Consider the following 15,065-nt stretch of genomic DNA (forward strand, 5'->3'; position numbering starts at 1 on the left):
TACCTCGCAACATTCGCGGGCTTTCTCTACTGGTGCGAACAGAACCACTTCTGCGCCGAAGGCTTGGCCAAACACTGCACGCGCTTCACCAAGAGCAACAAGGACCCGGACCCGTTCACCTATCAGGAGTACAGCGCACTAATCACGAAGGGTTGTCTGCACCCAGTGGACGCAGCCTCAGTGACACTCGCGTTCTACACAGGCCTGCGGCCAGGTGAGTTATGCGGGCTCGCCGTGGAGGACATTGCCGCGGATCTGAGCAAGCTGACGGTGCGGCGCTCGGTCACGCAGTCGCTCACTTTCAAGATTCCGAAGACGAACAAGGAACGTACCATTCTGCTGTTCCCACCAGCACAAGCCGCGCTCAAGGTGCTGATCGAAGATGCACTGACGCGCGATGCGATAGACTTGGAAGTCTGGCTGAATCGTCATGAGTCGCGCGTTGATCGCGCCCGGCTGCTGTTATCGCCGAAGACGCAGGCGCGCAAGACCAACGTGAATGCGTGGTACGTGCCGAGCGCATGGAACACCAAATGGGCCAACCTGACCAGGCGCGCCGAGGTACGGCATCGCCCGCCTTATCAGACCCGCCACACCTACGCCTGCTGGAACCTCTGCTCGTGAAAGTCTATGGCCGCTGGATAGATTCGGAGTCCCCCAGAGAGCTGGGGCGCATCTGGCAGGGCATGAAAAAACTCGTTCAAATTGCCCCAAATTTGCCCCAATAATTGCACTATGCTTCGATAAGCTATTGATAAATATGAATAACATAGACTTATCTAAGCACACGCCAATGATGCAGCAGTACCTCGGGATCAAGGCACACCATCCCGACATGCTGCTGTTCTACCGCATGGGCGACTTCTACGAGCTGTTCTTCGAGGATGCCGAAAAAGCGGCGCGACTCCTCAACATCACTCTCACGACGCGCGGCGCCTCGGCGGGCACGCCGATCAAGATGGCCGGGGTGCCTTACCACAGCGTCGAGCAATACCTGGCGCGGTTGCTGAAGCTGGGTGAATCGGTGGTGATTGCCGAGCAGGTGGGCGATCCCGCAACGTCGAAAGGTCCGGTCGAACGTCAGGTTACGCGCATCGTGACGCCGGGCACGCTGACCGATTCTGGCCTGCTGGACGAGACACGCGACACACTGATTCTGGCGATTGCGCCCGGTCCAGCCAGGCTCGGTATCGCCTGGCTCAATCTCGCCGCCGGGCGTTTCCAGGTCACCGAAATCCACGCCACAGCCCTGCCCGCCCTGCTGGCGCGGGTGCGCCCAGCGGAAATCCTCGCGCCAGACGACTTCATTCTTGAGGGCACCGCCTGTGCGGTACGTCGGCTGGCACCGTGGCAATTCGATGCGGACGGCGCACAGACCCGCCTGGCGCAGCAATTCGGCAGTCGCGATCTCACCGGCTTCGGTGTGGCCGATCTGGCTTTGAGCATCGCCGCCGCGGGCGCGCTGCTCGACTATATCCAGAGTACGCAACGTACTGCGCTACCGCATATCCAGGCCATCCACGCCGAACGCGACAATGACTTCGTGCAGCTCGACGCCGCTACTCGGCGCAACCTGGAACTCACCGAAACCCTGCGCGGCGAGGCGGCGCCAACCCTCTTGTCGGTACTCGACACCACCGCCACCGGCATGGGCACGCGCCTGCTGCGCCACTGGCTGCACCATCCGCTGCGTGACCGCGGAATCCTGATCCAGCGGCGCGATGCCATCGGCGTGCTCGCCGAACTGCCCGACACCGCCGCCACCCTTACCCGGCTACTGAAAAGCTGCGCCGACGTGGAGCGGATCAGTGGCCGCATCGCCCTGAAAAGCGCCCGTCCGCGCGACCTGTCGGGCCTGCGCGACACCCTGGCGCAGCTGCCCGAACTTGCCGCCGCGCTGCCCGACGACCGTGCACACCTTTCGGCACTGCAATCCCGACTCGCCGCCCGCCCCGAGCTGCATACCCTGCTCGCGCAAGCCATCCAATCCGAACCCGCCAACGTGTTGCGCGAAGGCGGCGTCATCGCCGATGGGTACGACGCCGAACTCGACGAGTTGCGCGCCCTGACGCGCGACGCGGGCGCCTTCCTGCTCGAACTGGAAACCCGCGAACGCGCGCGCTCAGGTATCGGCAGCCTCAAGGTCGAATACAACAAGGTGCACGGTTTCTACATCGAGGTCAGCCGCGCGCAATCGGAAAACGTGCCGGACGATTACCGCCGCCGGCAGACGCTCAAGAATGCGGAGCGCTACATCACGCCCGAGCTGAAGGCCTTCGAAGACAAGGCGCTGTCGGCACAGGACCGGGCGCTGGCACGCGAAAAAGCATTATTCGAGGCGCTGCTGGAAACACTGACGCCGCATGTGCCGGCGTTGCTTACAATTGCCGCCGCGCTGGCCGAGATCGACGTACTGGCGAGCCAGGCCGAACGCGCCGCTTCGTTGAAATTATGTGCGCCCGATTACACCAGTGAGCCAGGCATCCTCATTCGTGGCGGCCGCCATCCCGTGGTCGAGGCACAAGTCGACCACTTCATCGCCAACGACGTCACGCTCAACCGTACGCGGCAGATGCTGCTGATCACCGGTCCCAACATGGGCGGCAAATCGACTTACATGCGGCAAGCGGCGCTGATTGCACTGCTGGCCTGCTGCGGGCTGTGGGTGCCGGCCAGCTCGGCGAAAATCGGCGACATCGACCAGATTTTCACCCGCATCGGCGCCTCCGACGATCTGGCAGGGGGACGTTCGACCTTCATGGTCGAGATGACCGAGACCGCGCACATCCTGCACAACGCCAGCGCCAACAGTCTCGTCCTGCTCGACGAGATCGGTCGCGGCACCTCCACCTTCGATGGCCTCGCACTGGCCTGGGCGGTCGCGCGTCACCTGGTGACCGCCACCCGTGCGTTCACCCTGTTCGCCACCCACTATTTCGAGCTGACCCAACTGGCACAGGAGTTCCGTCAACTCGCCAACGTGCATCTCGACGCCAAGGAGCACGGTGCCGACCTGGTGTTCCTGCATGCGGTGGAAGAAGGCCCGGCATCGCAGAGCTACGGCATCCAGGTCGCCCGGCTCGCTGGCGTACCCAGCCCGGTGATCCATGCTGCGCGGCGCCATCTGCGCGAACTTGAGGACGCACAGCTGCAGCCCGGCCCACAAGGCGATCTGTTTGCCGCCCATCTCCCCAACGACGTGCCGCCTCCCCATCCTGCGCTCGACCAGTTGCGCGAACTCGACCCCGACACCCTCACGCCAAAGGCGGCGCTCGACATGCTTTATGCCTTGAAGGCACTGACGGATACTTCGCCATGAAGTCGCTTCGCCTCGATACCGCTGAGCTCGATCTCGACTTCAATGCCGCGCTCAAATTGGCGACGGCCATCGCCCTCCATCACCTAGGGGACGACACCATGTTGTTGAGCTGGTACGATCGCGAGCGCGATCTCGAATCGCCAGCCGGAGTAAGCGAATGTCACGAAGGCTGCGCCACAAAAGGATCCTGGGACTATGCGCTCAACCGTGGGGCGCGCCTGGCTGTCGATTTCGATTCCGGGCGTTATACCTTCTGCTTCCTGTAAGCCGCGTATCAGGACAACTGGGCATGCCCAACCCGCAGCATGGACAGCCCGATCGGCCTTAGACCTGTAATTACGCAATCGAGACCACGATATGAAAGCCAGCGAAATGCGTATTGCAGACCCGAATGCCCTTCGCATTGCCGATGAAGGCGACATCCTCAAGGAATGCCTGCCGCTGCCTGGCGCAAAAGTGCTTGAACTCGGTTGCGGCAAGGCGGAGAAGACCCGCTTGGTCGCCCAAACGGCTGCCTCGGTGCTTGCCCTGGAAGTGGATGTCATGCAGCTCGCCGAAAATCAGGCAGCGGAAAAACCGGGCAACGTCCAATTCGCGTTTGGCGGTGCAGAAAGCATCCCGGCAGACGATTCGAGCGTCGACATCGTCCTGATGTTCAAATCTCTGCACCACGTTCCGATCGAACGGATGGACGATACCTTCTCCGAGATCCACAGGGTATTGAAACCGGGTGGCCTGGCATACATCTCGGAACCCGTCTATGCCGGCGACTTCAATGAGATCCTGCGGCTGTTCCACGACGAGAAAGTGGTGAGGGAAGCCGCTTTCGCGGCAGAAATGAAAGCCGTTACGACTCAGCGGCTATCACTCGTATCACAGACTTTTTTTTCTGCAACCGATGCACTTCGACGATTTCAGCCAGTTCGAGAATCGGATACTCAAGGTGACCCACACCGAGCATCGTTTATCCCCTGCGCTTCACGAAACCGTACGCTCGGGATTCAATCGCCATATGTCGCCAAGCGGGGCAACTTTCCATATGCCCATCCGGGTCGATCTTTTCAGAAAAGACGGCCCGTAGTGGATCGGACTTGGATACTCGCTTAAGACTACGCTTGGCTGGCCACGACCCGAACGGTCTGCCCTAGGCACCGCACCGTCTGGTTCGCTCGGATTTTCGCCGTCTTGCGGCTTTCGGGCTGGCTGTCGACGGTGACATCGCCGTTGGCGATCAGGTGCTTGCCCTGCCCGCTGCTGTCGGCGATACCGCTGAGTTTGAGCAGATCGCAAAGCGCGACGTGTTCGCCGCGCAGTTTGAATTCCAGTGTGTCCATGCCTATGCGCCGCGCCGCCGCCACAGATAGCGGTAGACGAAGCCGGGATACGCAAACACCACGAATAGCGAGGCGTTGACCGCATAGAACTCCCAGTCCTGATGCTGAATATCGCCGAGCTTGCCTTCCAACAGGCGCGCGATGCCCCCCACCACGAAAAACAGCACCACCAGTTCCAACAGCCGCCAGGCAAAATTTTTCGCGCCTGCTTTGGGCCGTATGACGAAGAAGATCCGCTCGATGAGGAAAGGCAGGTTGGCAGCGATGAACGCCAGGATCAGCAGCAGGGTAGTCGAGAAATTCACGGTGGATCCGAAAAGCTAGATAACGCCGGAGCAGACCCGCCCCGGCACGATTTGGTTCAAATATTCCGGTTCAGAAAGACGCACGGATGGCGTGGATGCATACTGCCATCAACGGCTGCGGCATGATCCCCAGCGCCAGAATGGCCAGTCCGTTGATCGACATGACGACACGGGCATCGGGGCTCGCTGCAATCGGGACCGCATCGTGCGGCGCGTCGAAGTACATCAGTTTGACGATGCGCAGATAGTAGAACGCGCCGATCAGGGAAAACAGCACTGCCGCCACCGCCAGCCACACATAACCGATCTCGACCACGGCCTGCAGCACCGACAGCTTGGCATAGAACCCCACGGTAGGCGGCACGCCGGCCATCGAGAACATCAGCAGCAGCATCATGAACGCCAGCCACGGGCTGCGGCGGTTCAGGCCTTTGAAGTCCTCCAGCCGATCTGCCTCGAAACCGGCTCGCGACAAAAGCAGAATCATGCCGAAACCGCCCAGACTCATCAGCGCGTACGCCAGTACATAGAACATCGCGCCGCCATAGCCGTTCTGCGAGCCGGCGAGGATGCCCAGCAGCATGAAGCCCATGTGCGAAATGGTCGAATAGGCAAGCATCCGCTTCAGGTTGCTTTGCGCAATGGCCGCGATGTTGCCAAGCGCCATCGACAATACCGCCAGGATCACCAGCATGCCGCGCCAATCATTCACTTGCGATTCCAGCCCCTGTCCCAGAATACGGATCACGAAGGCAAATGCGGCGATCTTGGGCGCGGAGCCGATGAACAACGTCATCGCGGTCGGCGCGCCATGATAGACGTCGGGTATCCACATATGGAACGGCACCGCGCCAAGCTTGAACGCCAGGCCCGCCACGATGAAGACGATGCCGAACACCAGCGGGATGCGCAGGTCTGTGCCGTCCTGCAGGGCGATGGCGATATCCCCCAGACTCAGCGAACCGGTGACGCCGTAGACCATCGACATGCCATAGAGCAGCATGCCCGACGCCAGCGCACCCAGCACGAAATATTTCATCGCAGCCTCGGTTGCCACGCTGGAGTCGCGCTGCAACGCAACCATGGCATAGAGCGACAACGACAGCAGTTCGAGGCCGAGGTACAGCGTCAGGAAATGGCTGGCCGACACCATCACCATCATGCCCAGCAGCGCGAACAACGCCAGCACGAAGAACTCGCCCTTGTAGAGCCCACGCTGACGCAGGTAATCGCGCGAATACACCAGCACGACGGCCACTGTCAGATAGAGAAACAGCTTCAGCACGTCGGACAGCGGATCGTCGATGAACAGCCCGCCCAGCGTCAGCACTGGCAGGGTGGAAAAATCACGTAGGGTAAGAAAGGCCGCTCCGGCCAGCGTGACAAGTGAAAGAAGATAGGCCAGATAACGTTTTCCGTCGCTGGCTGCAGCGTCGACCACCAGGATCAGCGAGACCATGGCCAACACGAACATCTCAGGAAAAACAGGCGCGAATTGCATAAGGGCGTGGCGCATTTTTGAACCTTAAGGCAGTTTGCTTCGGGCGACATGCGCCAACAGGTCGACTACCGACACATGCATGACATCGGTGAACGGCTTGGGATAGAGCCCCATGGCCAGCACAAGGATGGCGAGCACGCCGAGCAGCAGGACCTCGCGCGCGTTGAGGTCGCGCATTTCCTCGACGTGCGGGTTGGTGACACTGCCGAACACCACGCGTTTGTACATCCACAGCGTGTAGGCTGCGCCCCAAATCAGCGTGGTGGCGGCGATGAAGGCGAACCAGAAATTGACCTGGGTTGAAGCCATGATGACCATGAATTCGCCGACGAATCCGCTGGTGGCCGGCAGACCCGCGTTGGCCATGGCGAACAGCATGAAGAGCGCAGCGAATACCGGCATCCTGTTCACCAGGCCGCCGTAGTCCTTGATCTGGCGCGAATGCAGCCGATCGTACATGACGCCGATGCAGAGGAACAGTGCGGCGGAGACGAAGCCATGCGAGATCATCTGCACCAAGCCGCCCTCCAGGCCGAGTGGATTGAACAGGAAGAAGCCGAGGGTGACGAAACCCATGTGCGCAATCGACGAATAGGCGATGAGCTTTTTCATGTCGGCCTGGACCAAGGCGACGAGGCCGATGTAGGCGACTGCGATCAGCGACAGCAGGATGACGAACCAGGCGAATTCGTGGCTGGCGTCCGGCAGGATAGGCAGGATGAAACGCAGAAAGCCGTAGGCGCCGACCTTGAGCGTGATGGCCGCCAGCACCACCGAGCCGCCGGTGGGCGCCTCGACGTGGGCGTCGGGCAACCAGGTGTGCACCGGCCACATCGGCACTTTGACGCCGAACGCCAGCAGGAAGGCGAAGAACATCAGCGACTGGGCCGTCATGCCGAGCGCGGTGGTATGCCAGGTCTGAATGTCGAAGCTGCCGCCGGACTGGAAGTAGAGATAGATCATCGACACCAGCATCAGCAGCGAGCCGAGCAGCGTGTAGAGGAAGAACTTGAACGCGGCATAGACGCGGTTCGGCCCGCCCCAAACGCCGACGATCAGGTACAGCGGGATCAGCATGCCTTCGAAGAAGACATAGAACAGGATGCCGTCGAGCGCCGCAAACACGCCGTTGATGAGGCCGGACATGATGAGGAAGGCCGCCATGTACTGCGCGACCTTGTCCTGGATCACCTGCCAGCCCGCGATCACCACCAGCACGGTGACGAAGCTGTTCAGCAGGATCAGCGGCATCGAGATGCCGTCGACGCCCAGATGGTAATGGATGTTGAACGCCGGGATCCACGCGGCCTTCTCGACGAACTGCATCGCCGAGGTGGTGGTGTCGAATCCGCTGGCCAGCGGAATCGCCACGATCAGGCCCAGCAGCGCACCGGCCAGTGCCAGCCAGCGTGCGAGTGCCGCGTTGCGGTCGGAGCCGGTGGCAAGCACGATCACCCCGGCCAGAATCGGAACCCAGATGACGAGGGAAAGGAAGTTGTTCAGCATGGCTCAGTTCAAGCGCGCAAACCACGTCACCAGGGCAAACACCCCGATCAGCATGGCGAAGGCGTAGTGGTAGATGTAGCCCGACTGGAAGGCCTTGACCAGGCGCGAGAAACGTTCGACCAGATGCGCCGAACCGTTGACGAAAAAACCGTCGATCATGTTCTGGTCGCCACGCCGCCACAGGCTGCCCCCGAGCGCACGTGCGCCTTTGGCGAATACCCAGCTGTAGAGTTCGTCGAACCAGTATTTATTGAGCAGCATCCGGTGCAGGAAGCTGAAGCGCTGGGCAATGGCCGCCGGAATATCCGGGCGCTTGAGGTAGAAGAATGCCGACAGGCCGACGCCCGCCACGGCCAGCCAGAACGGCAGCGTCGCCAATGCATGCAGCCCCATTTCCATGGCACCGTGGAATTCCTGATTCAGTTCGTGCATCACCGGATGGCGGTCAGCGACGTAGATCGCGCTGCCGAAAAAGTCGCCGAACAGCATCGGTTCGATGGTCATGTAGCCGATCGCGAGCGATGGAAGCGCCAGCGCAAGCAAGGGGCCGGTGACCACCCACGGCGTTTCGTGCGGCTGGACGTCATGGCCCTGGCCATGCGCCCCATCATGCCCGGCGCCGGCATGGCCGTGATGGGCGTCGGGCTCGTTGCCATGCCCATGCCCTTGATGGAAACGTTCCTTGCCGTGGAATACCAGGAAATACATGCGGAAGGAATAGAAGGCGGTGACGAACACGCCCGCCAGCACGGCGAAATAGGCGAAGCCCGCGCCCGGCAGATGCGACACCTTGGCCGCTTCGATGATGCTTTCCTTGGAATAAAAGCCCGACAGGAAAGGCGTGCCAATCAGCGCCAGCGATCCGATCAGCGAGGTCACCCAGGTGATCGGCATGTATTTCTTCAGGCCACCCATGTAACGGATGTCCTGGTTATGGTGCATGGCGATGATCACCGAACCGGCGGCCAGGAACAGCAGGGCCTTGAAGAAGGCATGCGTCATCAGGTGGAATACCGCGACCGAATAGGCCGACGCGCCGAGCGCGACCGTCATGTAGCCGAGCTGCGACAGGGTCGAATAGGCCACCACGCGCTTGATGTCGTTCTGCACCATGCCGAGGAAGCCCATGAACAAGGCCGTGATCGCGCCGATCACCATGATGAAGCTCAGCGCCGTGTCGGACAGCTCATACAGTGGCGACATGCGCGCGACCATGAAGATGCCGGCGGTCACCATCGTCGCCGCATGGATCAGCGCGGAAATCGGTGTCGGGCCTTCCATCGAGTCAGGCAGCCAGACGTGCAGCGGGAACTGTGCCGACTTGCCCATCGCGCCGATGAACAGGAGGATGCCGATCACGCTCATCAGCATCCATGGTGTGTCAGGCCACAGGGTGATGGTTTCGCTGGCGAGCGACGGCGCCTTGGCGAACACCGTGGCGTAGTCGAGCGAGCCGAAATGCGCCAGCACCAGGCCGATGCCCAGGATGAAACCGAAGTCACCGACCCGGTTGACCAGGAAGGCCTTGAGGTTGGCGTAGATCGCCGTTTCCTTGGTGTACCAGAAGCCGATCAGGAGGTAGGACACCAGGCCCACCGCTTCCCAGCCGAAGAACAGCTGCAGGAAGTTGTTGCTCATCACCAGCATCAGCATCGAGAAGGTGAACAACGAAATATAGCTGAAGAAGCGCTGATAGCCCGGATCGTCGTGCATGTAGCCGATGGTGTAGACGTGCACCATCAGCGAGACAAAGGTGACGACCAGCATCATCATCGCCGTCAGCGCATCGACCAGAAAGCCCACTTCGAAATGCAAATCACCCAGCGTCATCCACGTGTAGACGGTGCCGTTGAAAGTGTGGCCGGCAAGCACGTCCTGGAACACCAGCACCGAGGCGACGAACGACACCGCCACGCCGGCGATGGTGACGACGTGGGCGCCGGTGCGGCCGACCAGCCTGCCGAACAGGCCGGCGACGATCGCGCCGAACAGCGGCGCCAGCGGCACGACGAGATAGAGCGTCTGCATGTCCACGCGCATCAGCCTTTCAGGTGGTCGAGGTCATCGACGTTGATCGTGTGCAGGTTGCGGAACAGCACCACCAGGATCGCCAGGCCGATGGCGGATTCGGCCGCGGCGACGGTAAGGATGAAGAAGACGAAGATCTGCCCGTGGATATCGCCGAGGTAATGCGAAAACGCGATGAAGTTCATGTTCACCGCCAGCAGCATCAGTTCGATTGCCATCAACAGGATGATCACGTTCTTCCGGTTGAGAAAGATGCCCAGCACGCTGATGGCGAACAGGATGCCGCCCAGCACCAGGTAATGCGATAAGGAAATCATGCGCCGCCCTCCCCTGCGCCCGGCTTCTGCGTGGCCTGCATTTTGACCGCTTCCATCCTGACTATCCGCAGACGGTCGTTGCGCCTGACCTTCACCTGCTCGGCGGGGTCGATGTACTTGCTGTCCTTGCGGCGGCGCAGCGTCAGCGCGATGGCAGCGACAATCGCCACCAGCAGGATCACCGCCGCGAGTTCGAAGGCATAGACGTACTCGGTGTACAGCACCCGCCCAAGTTCCTTGGTGTTGCTGTAATCGGCGGCGTGCGGCGCGGGTGCCCCCATCACCTCGAGGCCGAAGTGGCGTTTGCCGAGTATCAGCGCCATCTCGATCACGAGCAGTGCCGCGACGACGCCCGCCAGAGGCAGGTAATCCCAGAAGCCCTCGCGCAATTTTTCCAGGTTGATGTCGAGCATCATCACCACGAACAGGAACAGCACCATCACTGCACCCACGTAGACCAGAACCAGGGTGATGGCGAGGAACTCGGCCTCCAGCAGCATCCACAGCCCGGCCGCGGTGAAGAACGCCAGCACGAGGTAGAGCGCGGCGTGGACCGGGTTGCGCGCGGTGATGACCCGCAACCCGGCAAACACCAGGATGGCGGCGAAGAAATAGAAAATCGCGGTCGTATAGGTCATTGTCTGGTTTCAGCGGTACTTGGCGTCATCAGCGCGGTCGCGTGCGATCTGTTCTTCGTACTGGTCGCCGATCGCGAGCAGCATGGGCTTGGTGTAGTAGAGGTCGCCGCGTTTCTCGCCGTGGTATTCGAGTATTCGCGTTTCGACGATGGAATCGACCGGGCAGGACTCCTCGCAGAAGCCACAGAAAATGCACTTGGTCAGGTCGATGTCGTAGCGCGTGGTGCGGCGCGTGCCGTCGACACGCTTTTCCGACTCGATGGTGATGGCCAGAGCCGGGCACACAGCCTCGCACAGCTTGCACGCGATGCAGCGCTCCTCGCCATTGGGGTAGCGACGCAGTGCGTGCAGACCGCGGAAACGCGGGGATTGCGGCGTTTTTTCCTCGGGAAACTGCACAGTGATCTTGCGCGCGAACAGATGCCGGCCCGTGAGCATCATGCCGCGCAGGAGTTCGATCAGGAGCAGGCTGCCGAAGAAGTTGGTGATCTGTTTCATCCTAGAAACCGTAGTTGGACGCACTCGATGGTGCGTTCAGGCGAGTGGCTGGCGCGAAGCGACGACGCTGCCTACCGGGGTAGGCAAGGAGAAGCGACAAAGCAAGGCGCTTGTCTGGACGCGGCAGCGGGTGCGCAGCGTACCCAAACCGATGACAAACCGCATCGAAGGCACGGAACTCAGCTCCCATCTGGCCTTTGAGACATGATAAGCGGTCAACTGCGGTTTCTAGGATCATGGCGCGCTCAATGGAAGAGGTACCCATACGGTGTCTGCATCATGCCGCCGACCACGATGATCCAGACGAGGGTGATGGGAATGAATACCTTCCAGCCCAGGCGCATGATCTGGTCATAGCGATAGCGCGGGAAGGTGGCGCGGAACCACAGAAACAGGAACAGCACGAAACCCGTCTTGAGCAACCACCAGACGATGCCGTCGGGCAGGAAGCCCACCGGCGACAGCCAGCCGCCGAGGAACATCAGCGTGGTCAGCGCGGCGATCAGGATCATGTTGGCGTATTCTGCAAGGAAGAACACCGCGAAGGCCATGCCCGAATATTCCACATGGAAACCGGCGACGATCTCGGATTCGCCCTCGGCGACGTCGAATGGCGCACGGTTGGTCTCGGCCACACCGGATATCAAGTAGACAATAAATAACGGGAAGAGCGGCCAGATATACCAGTGGTGCAGACCACCCGCCTGGCCATGCACGATGTCACTGAGATTGAGCGATTGTGCCGCCATCAGCACGCCGACCAGTGCGAAACCCATGGCGATTTCATACGATACGATCTGCGCGGCCGAACGCATGGCCCCGAGGAAGGCATATTTGGAGTTGGACGCCCAGCCCGCGATGATGACGCCGTACACACCCATCGAGGTGATTGCCATCACATACAGTAGTCCAGCATTGATGTTGGCGAGCACGAGCGTGTCAGTGAACGGAATCACCGCCCACGCTGCCAGCGCCGGGGCGATGGCCAGGATGGGACCGAGGATGAACAGGCCGCGGCTGGCCCCCGACGGAATGATGATTTCCTTCATCAGCAGCTTCACCGCATCGGCGATGGGCTGCAGCAGGCCCTGGAAGCCGACGCGGTTGGGGCCGATTCGAACCTGCATCCAGCCGATGATCTTTCTTTCCGCGTAAGTGAGGTAGGCCACGCCCAGCATCAGCGGCACCACCAGCGCCAGGATCTTGATCAAGATCCAGACGACGGTTTGAATGGCTGCCCAGTCCATGCCCACGTTCTCCATCAGACCGGCTCCGCCGTGATCGGGCCGAACATCGGGCCCAGTCCGGCCGTCAACGGATGGCCGCTGGGTATGCGCACACAGTTGTCTGGCAGCAAATCATCGCGCTGGACTTTGAGGGTCAGCGCACTCGCGGTCTGGCGCACCGAGACGCGGCCGTTTTCCTGCAGCCCCAGTTTCGCAATCAACCGGCTGTTCATTCGCGCCACCGGAAGCGACGCATCCAGCGTCATCTGCAATGAGGGCGAGCGACGGACCACGGCGTCGGTCTGGTAGATCGGCACTTCGGCGACACGTTCCAGCCCCTCGCCGGACGAAGGCGGTTCCACCCTGACACCATTGACTTCATTGTCGAGGAAGGCCTGCACCGAGCCCAGAGGCGTGTCGCCCAGCGCATCGCGCAACACTTCTTTGGAATCGTTGTGCTCGAATCCCGCCAATCCGAGCAGGTTGCCCAGGACACGCAGCACCTTCCATGCCGGGCGGGTTTCGCCGAGCGGTTTCACCACCGCGCTGAAGCTCTGCACGCGACCTTCCGTATTGATGAAGGTACCCGAGGTTTCGGTCCACGGCGCGATCGGCAACAACACATCAGCGTAGTCGAGCGACTTGCCTTTGTAGGGCGACATCATCACGACGAACTCCGCCGCGTTGATACTGGCCATCGCCGCGACCGGATCATGAGTGTCGAGTTCGGCTTCCACGCTCAATAGCAGATAGGCACGCAGCGGTTGGGCCAACATCTGCTGGGCATTCAGGCCTTTGACGGCAGGCTGCCCCAGTGCGCCGCATCCCGGAATCGCGCCGACCGCCACTGCGCCGACACTGTTGGCCGCTTCGCCCAGCACGCCGAAGCTGGCGCCCGCGAGGCGGGCCACTTCCTGTGCCAACGCATGAATCTGCGAATAGCTGGGATGATGCTGCGCCATGTTGCCAAGGAACACGGCGCGCGTTTCGCCGCCTGACAGGCTGTCGGCCATCTTGCGTGCGGTGTCGTCAGCCACACCATGCACAGCAAGTTCCGGCACCGGCAGTTTTTTCAGTTCAGCCAGCGCCCGGCATACGCCAGCCAGCGTGGTGGCCAGCTGCGACGGCGCAACGATACGTTTGGCGTGCACCTTGCCAAGGAATTCGTCCTCGTGCGCGTTGATCAGGTTGAGTTCGCCATACCAGCGCACCGACTCGCGGATGCGATGGGCCATCAGCGGATGATCCTTGCGCAGATTGGCACCGACCACCAGCATGCGGTTCAGGCGCGACATGTAGGTCACCGGCATGCCGAGCCAGAACCCCCCGTGCGCCTTGTTGTCGAGCGAAAAGTCCGACTGTCGTAGACGGTGGTCGACATTGCCGCAGCCCATGCCGCGCATCAGTTTTTGCAGCAGGAAGAGCTCCTCCGCCGGTCGATATGGCGTCGACAATGCACCGATCTGCTCGGCAGGAATCGTCTTCAATTTATCCGCGACGAACTCGAGTGCAGCTTGCCAGGTCGTCTCCACCCACTGGCCGTTGTGCTTGACCATCGGCTGGGTCAGGCGCTCGGCCGTGTTGAGGCCTTCATAGGAAAAGCGGTCGCGGTCGGCCAGCCAGCACTCGTTGACGTCCTCGTTCTCGCGCGGCAGCACGCGCATCACCTTGTTGTCCTTGACGTGGACTTCGAGATTGGAGCCGAGGCTGTCGTGCGGGCTGATCGAGGGCCGGCGCGACAGTTCCCAACTGCGGGCCGTGTAGCGGAACGGCTTGCTGGTGAGCGCGCCGACCGGGCACAAGTCGATGACGTTACCCGACAGTTCGGACGCCACCTGGCTTTCCAGGAAGGGCATCACCTCGGTATGCTCGCCGCGGCCCGGCATGCCGAGTTCCATCACGCCGGCGATTTCCTGGCCAAAGCGTACGCAGCGGCTGCAATGAATGCAGCGCGTCATGTCGGTGGCGATGAGTGGACCAAGGTTCTTGTCGCGCACCACCCGCTTGATTTCCTGGTAGCGCGACGACGAGCCGCCGTAACCCACCGCCAGGTCCTGCAGCGTGCACTCGCCGCCCTGGTCGCAGATCGGGCAGTCCAGCGGGTGGTTGATGAGCAGGAATTCCATCACGCTTTTCTGCGCGTTGATGGCGTATTCCGAGCGCGTGTAGACCTTCATGCCATCGGTCACCGGCGTGGCACAGGCAGGCAGGGGCTTGGGGGCCTTCTCCACTTGCACCAGGCACATGCGGCAATTGGCGGCGATGGACAGCTTCTTGTGATAGCAGAAATGTGGAATCGTGATGCCGGCCTGATTCGCCGCATCCATGATGGTGTCGCCGCTTTCGACTTGCAGCGTGCGTCCGTCAATTTCGATATTGAGCGTAGCCATCGT

The 15,065-nt window shown here is 61.3% G+C and carries 14 protein-coding genes; 4 read left to right on the forward strand and 10 right to left on the reverse strand.

All coding sequences use genetic code 11. From position 1 onward, the window contains the following. The 4 genes from ABT23_RS04155 to ABT23_RS04170 all read left to right on the forward strand — a co-directional run. Positions 1-624, forward strand: a 624-nt coding sequence (locus ABT23_RS04155; RefSeq protein ID WP_296631598.1) for a site-specific integrase, incomplete at its 5' end; no start/stop codon positions are given. Positions 625-793: 169 nt separating this feature from the next. Further along, complete coding sequence (gene mutS, locus ABT23_RS04160; RefSeq protein WP_296631601.1) at positions 794-3,319, forward strand: DNA mismatch repair protein MutS; 2,526 nt, start codon at positions 794-796, stop codon at positions 3,317-3,319. Continuing rightward, a complete protein-coding gene (locus tag ABT23_RS04165) occupies positions 3,316-3,585 on the forward strand; it encodes an AF1514 family protein (protein ID WP_296631606.1) in 270 nt (89 codons plus the stop codon). The genes mutS and ABT23_RS04165 overlap by 4 nt, the downstream gene beginning before the upstream one ends. Positions 3,586-3,676: 91 nt before the next feature. Continuing rightward, entirely contained in the window at positions 3,677-4,426 is a 750-nt protein-coding gene (locus ABT23_RS04170) for a class I SAM-dependent methyltransferase (RefSeq protein WP_296631609.1), read from the forward strand. A 2-nt stretch (positions 4,427-4,428) separates the two neighbouring features. Here the strand turns inward: ABT23_RS04170 and ABT23_RS04175 are convergent, their stop codons facing one another. The 10 genes from ABT23_RS04175 to nuoG all read right to left on the reverse strand — a co-directional run bounded on the left by ABT23_RS04175 (position 4,429) and on the right by nuoG (position 15,062). Further along, positions 4,429-4,653, reverse strand: a complete 225-nt coding sequence (locus tag ABT23_RS04175; RefSeq protein WP_296631612.1) for an RNA-binding S4 domain-containing protein — start codon at positions 4,651-4,653, stop codon at positions 4,429-4,431. A gap of 2 nt (positions 4,654-4,655) precedes the next feature. After that, positions 4,656-4,958: a DUF2818 family protein gene (locus ABT23_RS04180; RefSeq protein WP_296631617.1), complete on the reverse strand. Its 303-nt coding sequence runs from the start codon at positions 4,956-4,958 to the stop codon at positions 4,656-4,658. Between the two features lie 70 nt (positions 4,959-5,028). Next, positions 5,029-6,474: an NADH-quinone oxidoreductase subunit NuoN gene (nuoN, locus tag ABT23_RS04185; RefSeq protein ID WP_296631620.1), complete on the reverse strand. Its 1,446-nt coding sequence runs from the start codon at positions 6,472-6,474 to the stop codon at positions 5,029-5,031. Between the two features lie 9 nt (positions 6,475-6,483). Next, the gene (locus ABT23_RS04190; protein WP_296631622.1) at positions 6,484-7,965 is read right to left on the reverse strand and encodes an NADH-quinone oxidoreductase subunit M; all 1,482 of its coding nucleotides are present in this window, start codon (positions 7,963-7,965) and stop codon (positions 6,484-6,486) included. Between the two features lie 3 nt (positions 7,966-7,968). Then, positions 7,969-10,005 (reverse strand): NADH-quinone oxidoreductase subunit L, encoded by a 2,037-nt coding sequence (nuoL, locus tag ABT23_RS04195; protein WP_296631625.1) that lies wholly within the window; start codon positions 10,003-10,005, stop codon positions 7,969-7,971. Then, positions 10,005-10,310, reverse strand: a complete 306-nt coding sequence (nuoK, locus tag ABT23_RS04200; RefSeq protein WP_018508328.1) for an NADH-quinone oxidoreductase subunit NuoK — start codon at positions 10,308-10,310, stop codon at positions 10,005-10,007. Before nuoK ends, nuoL begins: the two co-directional genes overlap by 1 nt. Beyond that, positions 10,307-10,948: an NADH-quinone oxidoreductase subunit J gene (locus tag ABT23_RS04205; RefSeq protein ID WP_296631628.1), complete on the reverse strand. Its 642-nt coding sequence runs from the start codon at positions 10,946-10,948 to the stop codon at positions 10,307-10,309. The genes nuoK and ABT23_RS04205 overlap by 4 nt, the downstream gene beginning before the upstream one ends. Before the next feature lie 9 nt (positions 10,949-10,957). Then, positions 10,958-11,446, reverse strand: coding sequence for an NADH-quinone oxidoreductase subunit NuoI (nuoI, locus tag ABT23_RS04210; protein ID WP_296631630.1), 489 nt, complete (start codon positions 11,444-11,446; stop codon positions 10,958-10,960). Between the two features lie 245 nt (positions 11,447-11,691). Beyond that, positions 11,692-12,708 (reverse strand): NADH-quinone oxidoreductase subunit NuoH, encoded by a 1,017-nt coding sequence (nuoH, locus tag ABT23_RS04215; protein WP_296631633.1) that lies wholly within the window; start codon positions 12,706-12,708, stop codon positions 11,692-11,694. Next, on the reverse strand, positions 12,708-15,062 hold the full coding sequence (gene nuoG / locus ABT23_RS04220; protein WP_296631635.1) for an NADH-quinone oxidoreductase subunit NuoG: 2,355 nt from the start codon (positions 15,060-15,062) through the stop codon (positions 12,708-12,710). Before nuoG ends, nuoH begins: the two co-directional genes overlap by 1 nt. Between the last annotated feature and the right edge of the window lie 3 nt (positions 15,063-15,065).

Origin of the sequence: Thiobacillus sp. SCN 63-57, from assembly GCF_001725555.1 — a bacterium.
Lineage (GTDB): Bacteria > Pseudomonadota > Gammaproteobacteria > Burkholderiales > Thiobacillaceae > Thiobacillus.

Bases quoted from the DNA above. Each gene is read 5' to 3' on its own strand.
- mutS (WP_296631601.1), top strand. From the start codon at position 794: ATGATGCAGCAGTACCTCGGGATCAAGGCACACCATCCCGACATGCTG.
- ABT23_RS04165 (WP_296631606.1), top strand. From the start codon at position 3,316: ATGAAGTCGCTTCGCCTCGATACCGCTGAGCTCGATCTCGACTTCAAT.
- ABT23_RS04170 (WP_296631609.1), top strand. From the start codon at position 3,677: ATGAAAGCCAGCGAAATGCGTATTGCAGACCCGAATGCCCTTCGCATT.
- ABT23_RS04175 (WP_296631612.1), bottom strand. From the start codon at position 4,653: ATGGACACACTGGAATTCAAACTGCGCGGCGAACACGTCGCGCTTTGC.
- nuoN (WP_296631620.1), bottom strand. From the start codon at position 6,474: ATGCGCCACGCCCTTATGCAATTCGCGCCTGTTTTTCCTGAGATGTTC.
- ABT23_RS04190 (WP_296631622.1), bottom strand. From the start codon at position 7,965: ATGCTGAACAACTTCCTTTCCCTCGTCATCTGGGTTCCGATTCTGGCC.
- nuoL (WP_296631625.1), bottom strand. From the start codon at position 10,005: ATGCGCGTGGACATGCAGACGCTCTATCTCGTCGTGCCGCTGGCGCCG.
- nuoK (WP_018508328.1), bottom strand. From the start codon at position 10,310: ATGATTTCCTTATCGCATTACCTGGTGCTGGGCGGCATCCTGTTCGCC.
- ABT23_RS04205 (WP_296631628.1), bottom strand. From the start codon at position 10,948: ATGACCTATACGACCGCGATTTTCTATTTCTTCGCCGCCATCCTGGTG.
- nuoI (WP_296631630.1), bottom strand. From the start codon at position 11,446: ATGAAACAGATCACCAACTTCTTCGGCAGCCTGCTCCTGATCGAACTC.
- nuoH (WP_296631633.1), bottom strand. From the start codon at position 12,708: ATGGAGAACGTGGGCATGGACTGGGCAGCCATTCAAACCGTCGTCTGG.
- nuoG (WP_296631635.1), bottom strand. From the start codon at position 15,062: ATGGCTACGCTCAATATCGAAATTGACGGACGCACGCTGCAAGTCGAA.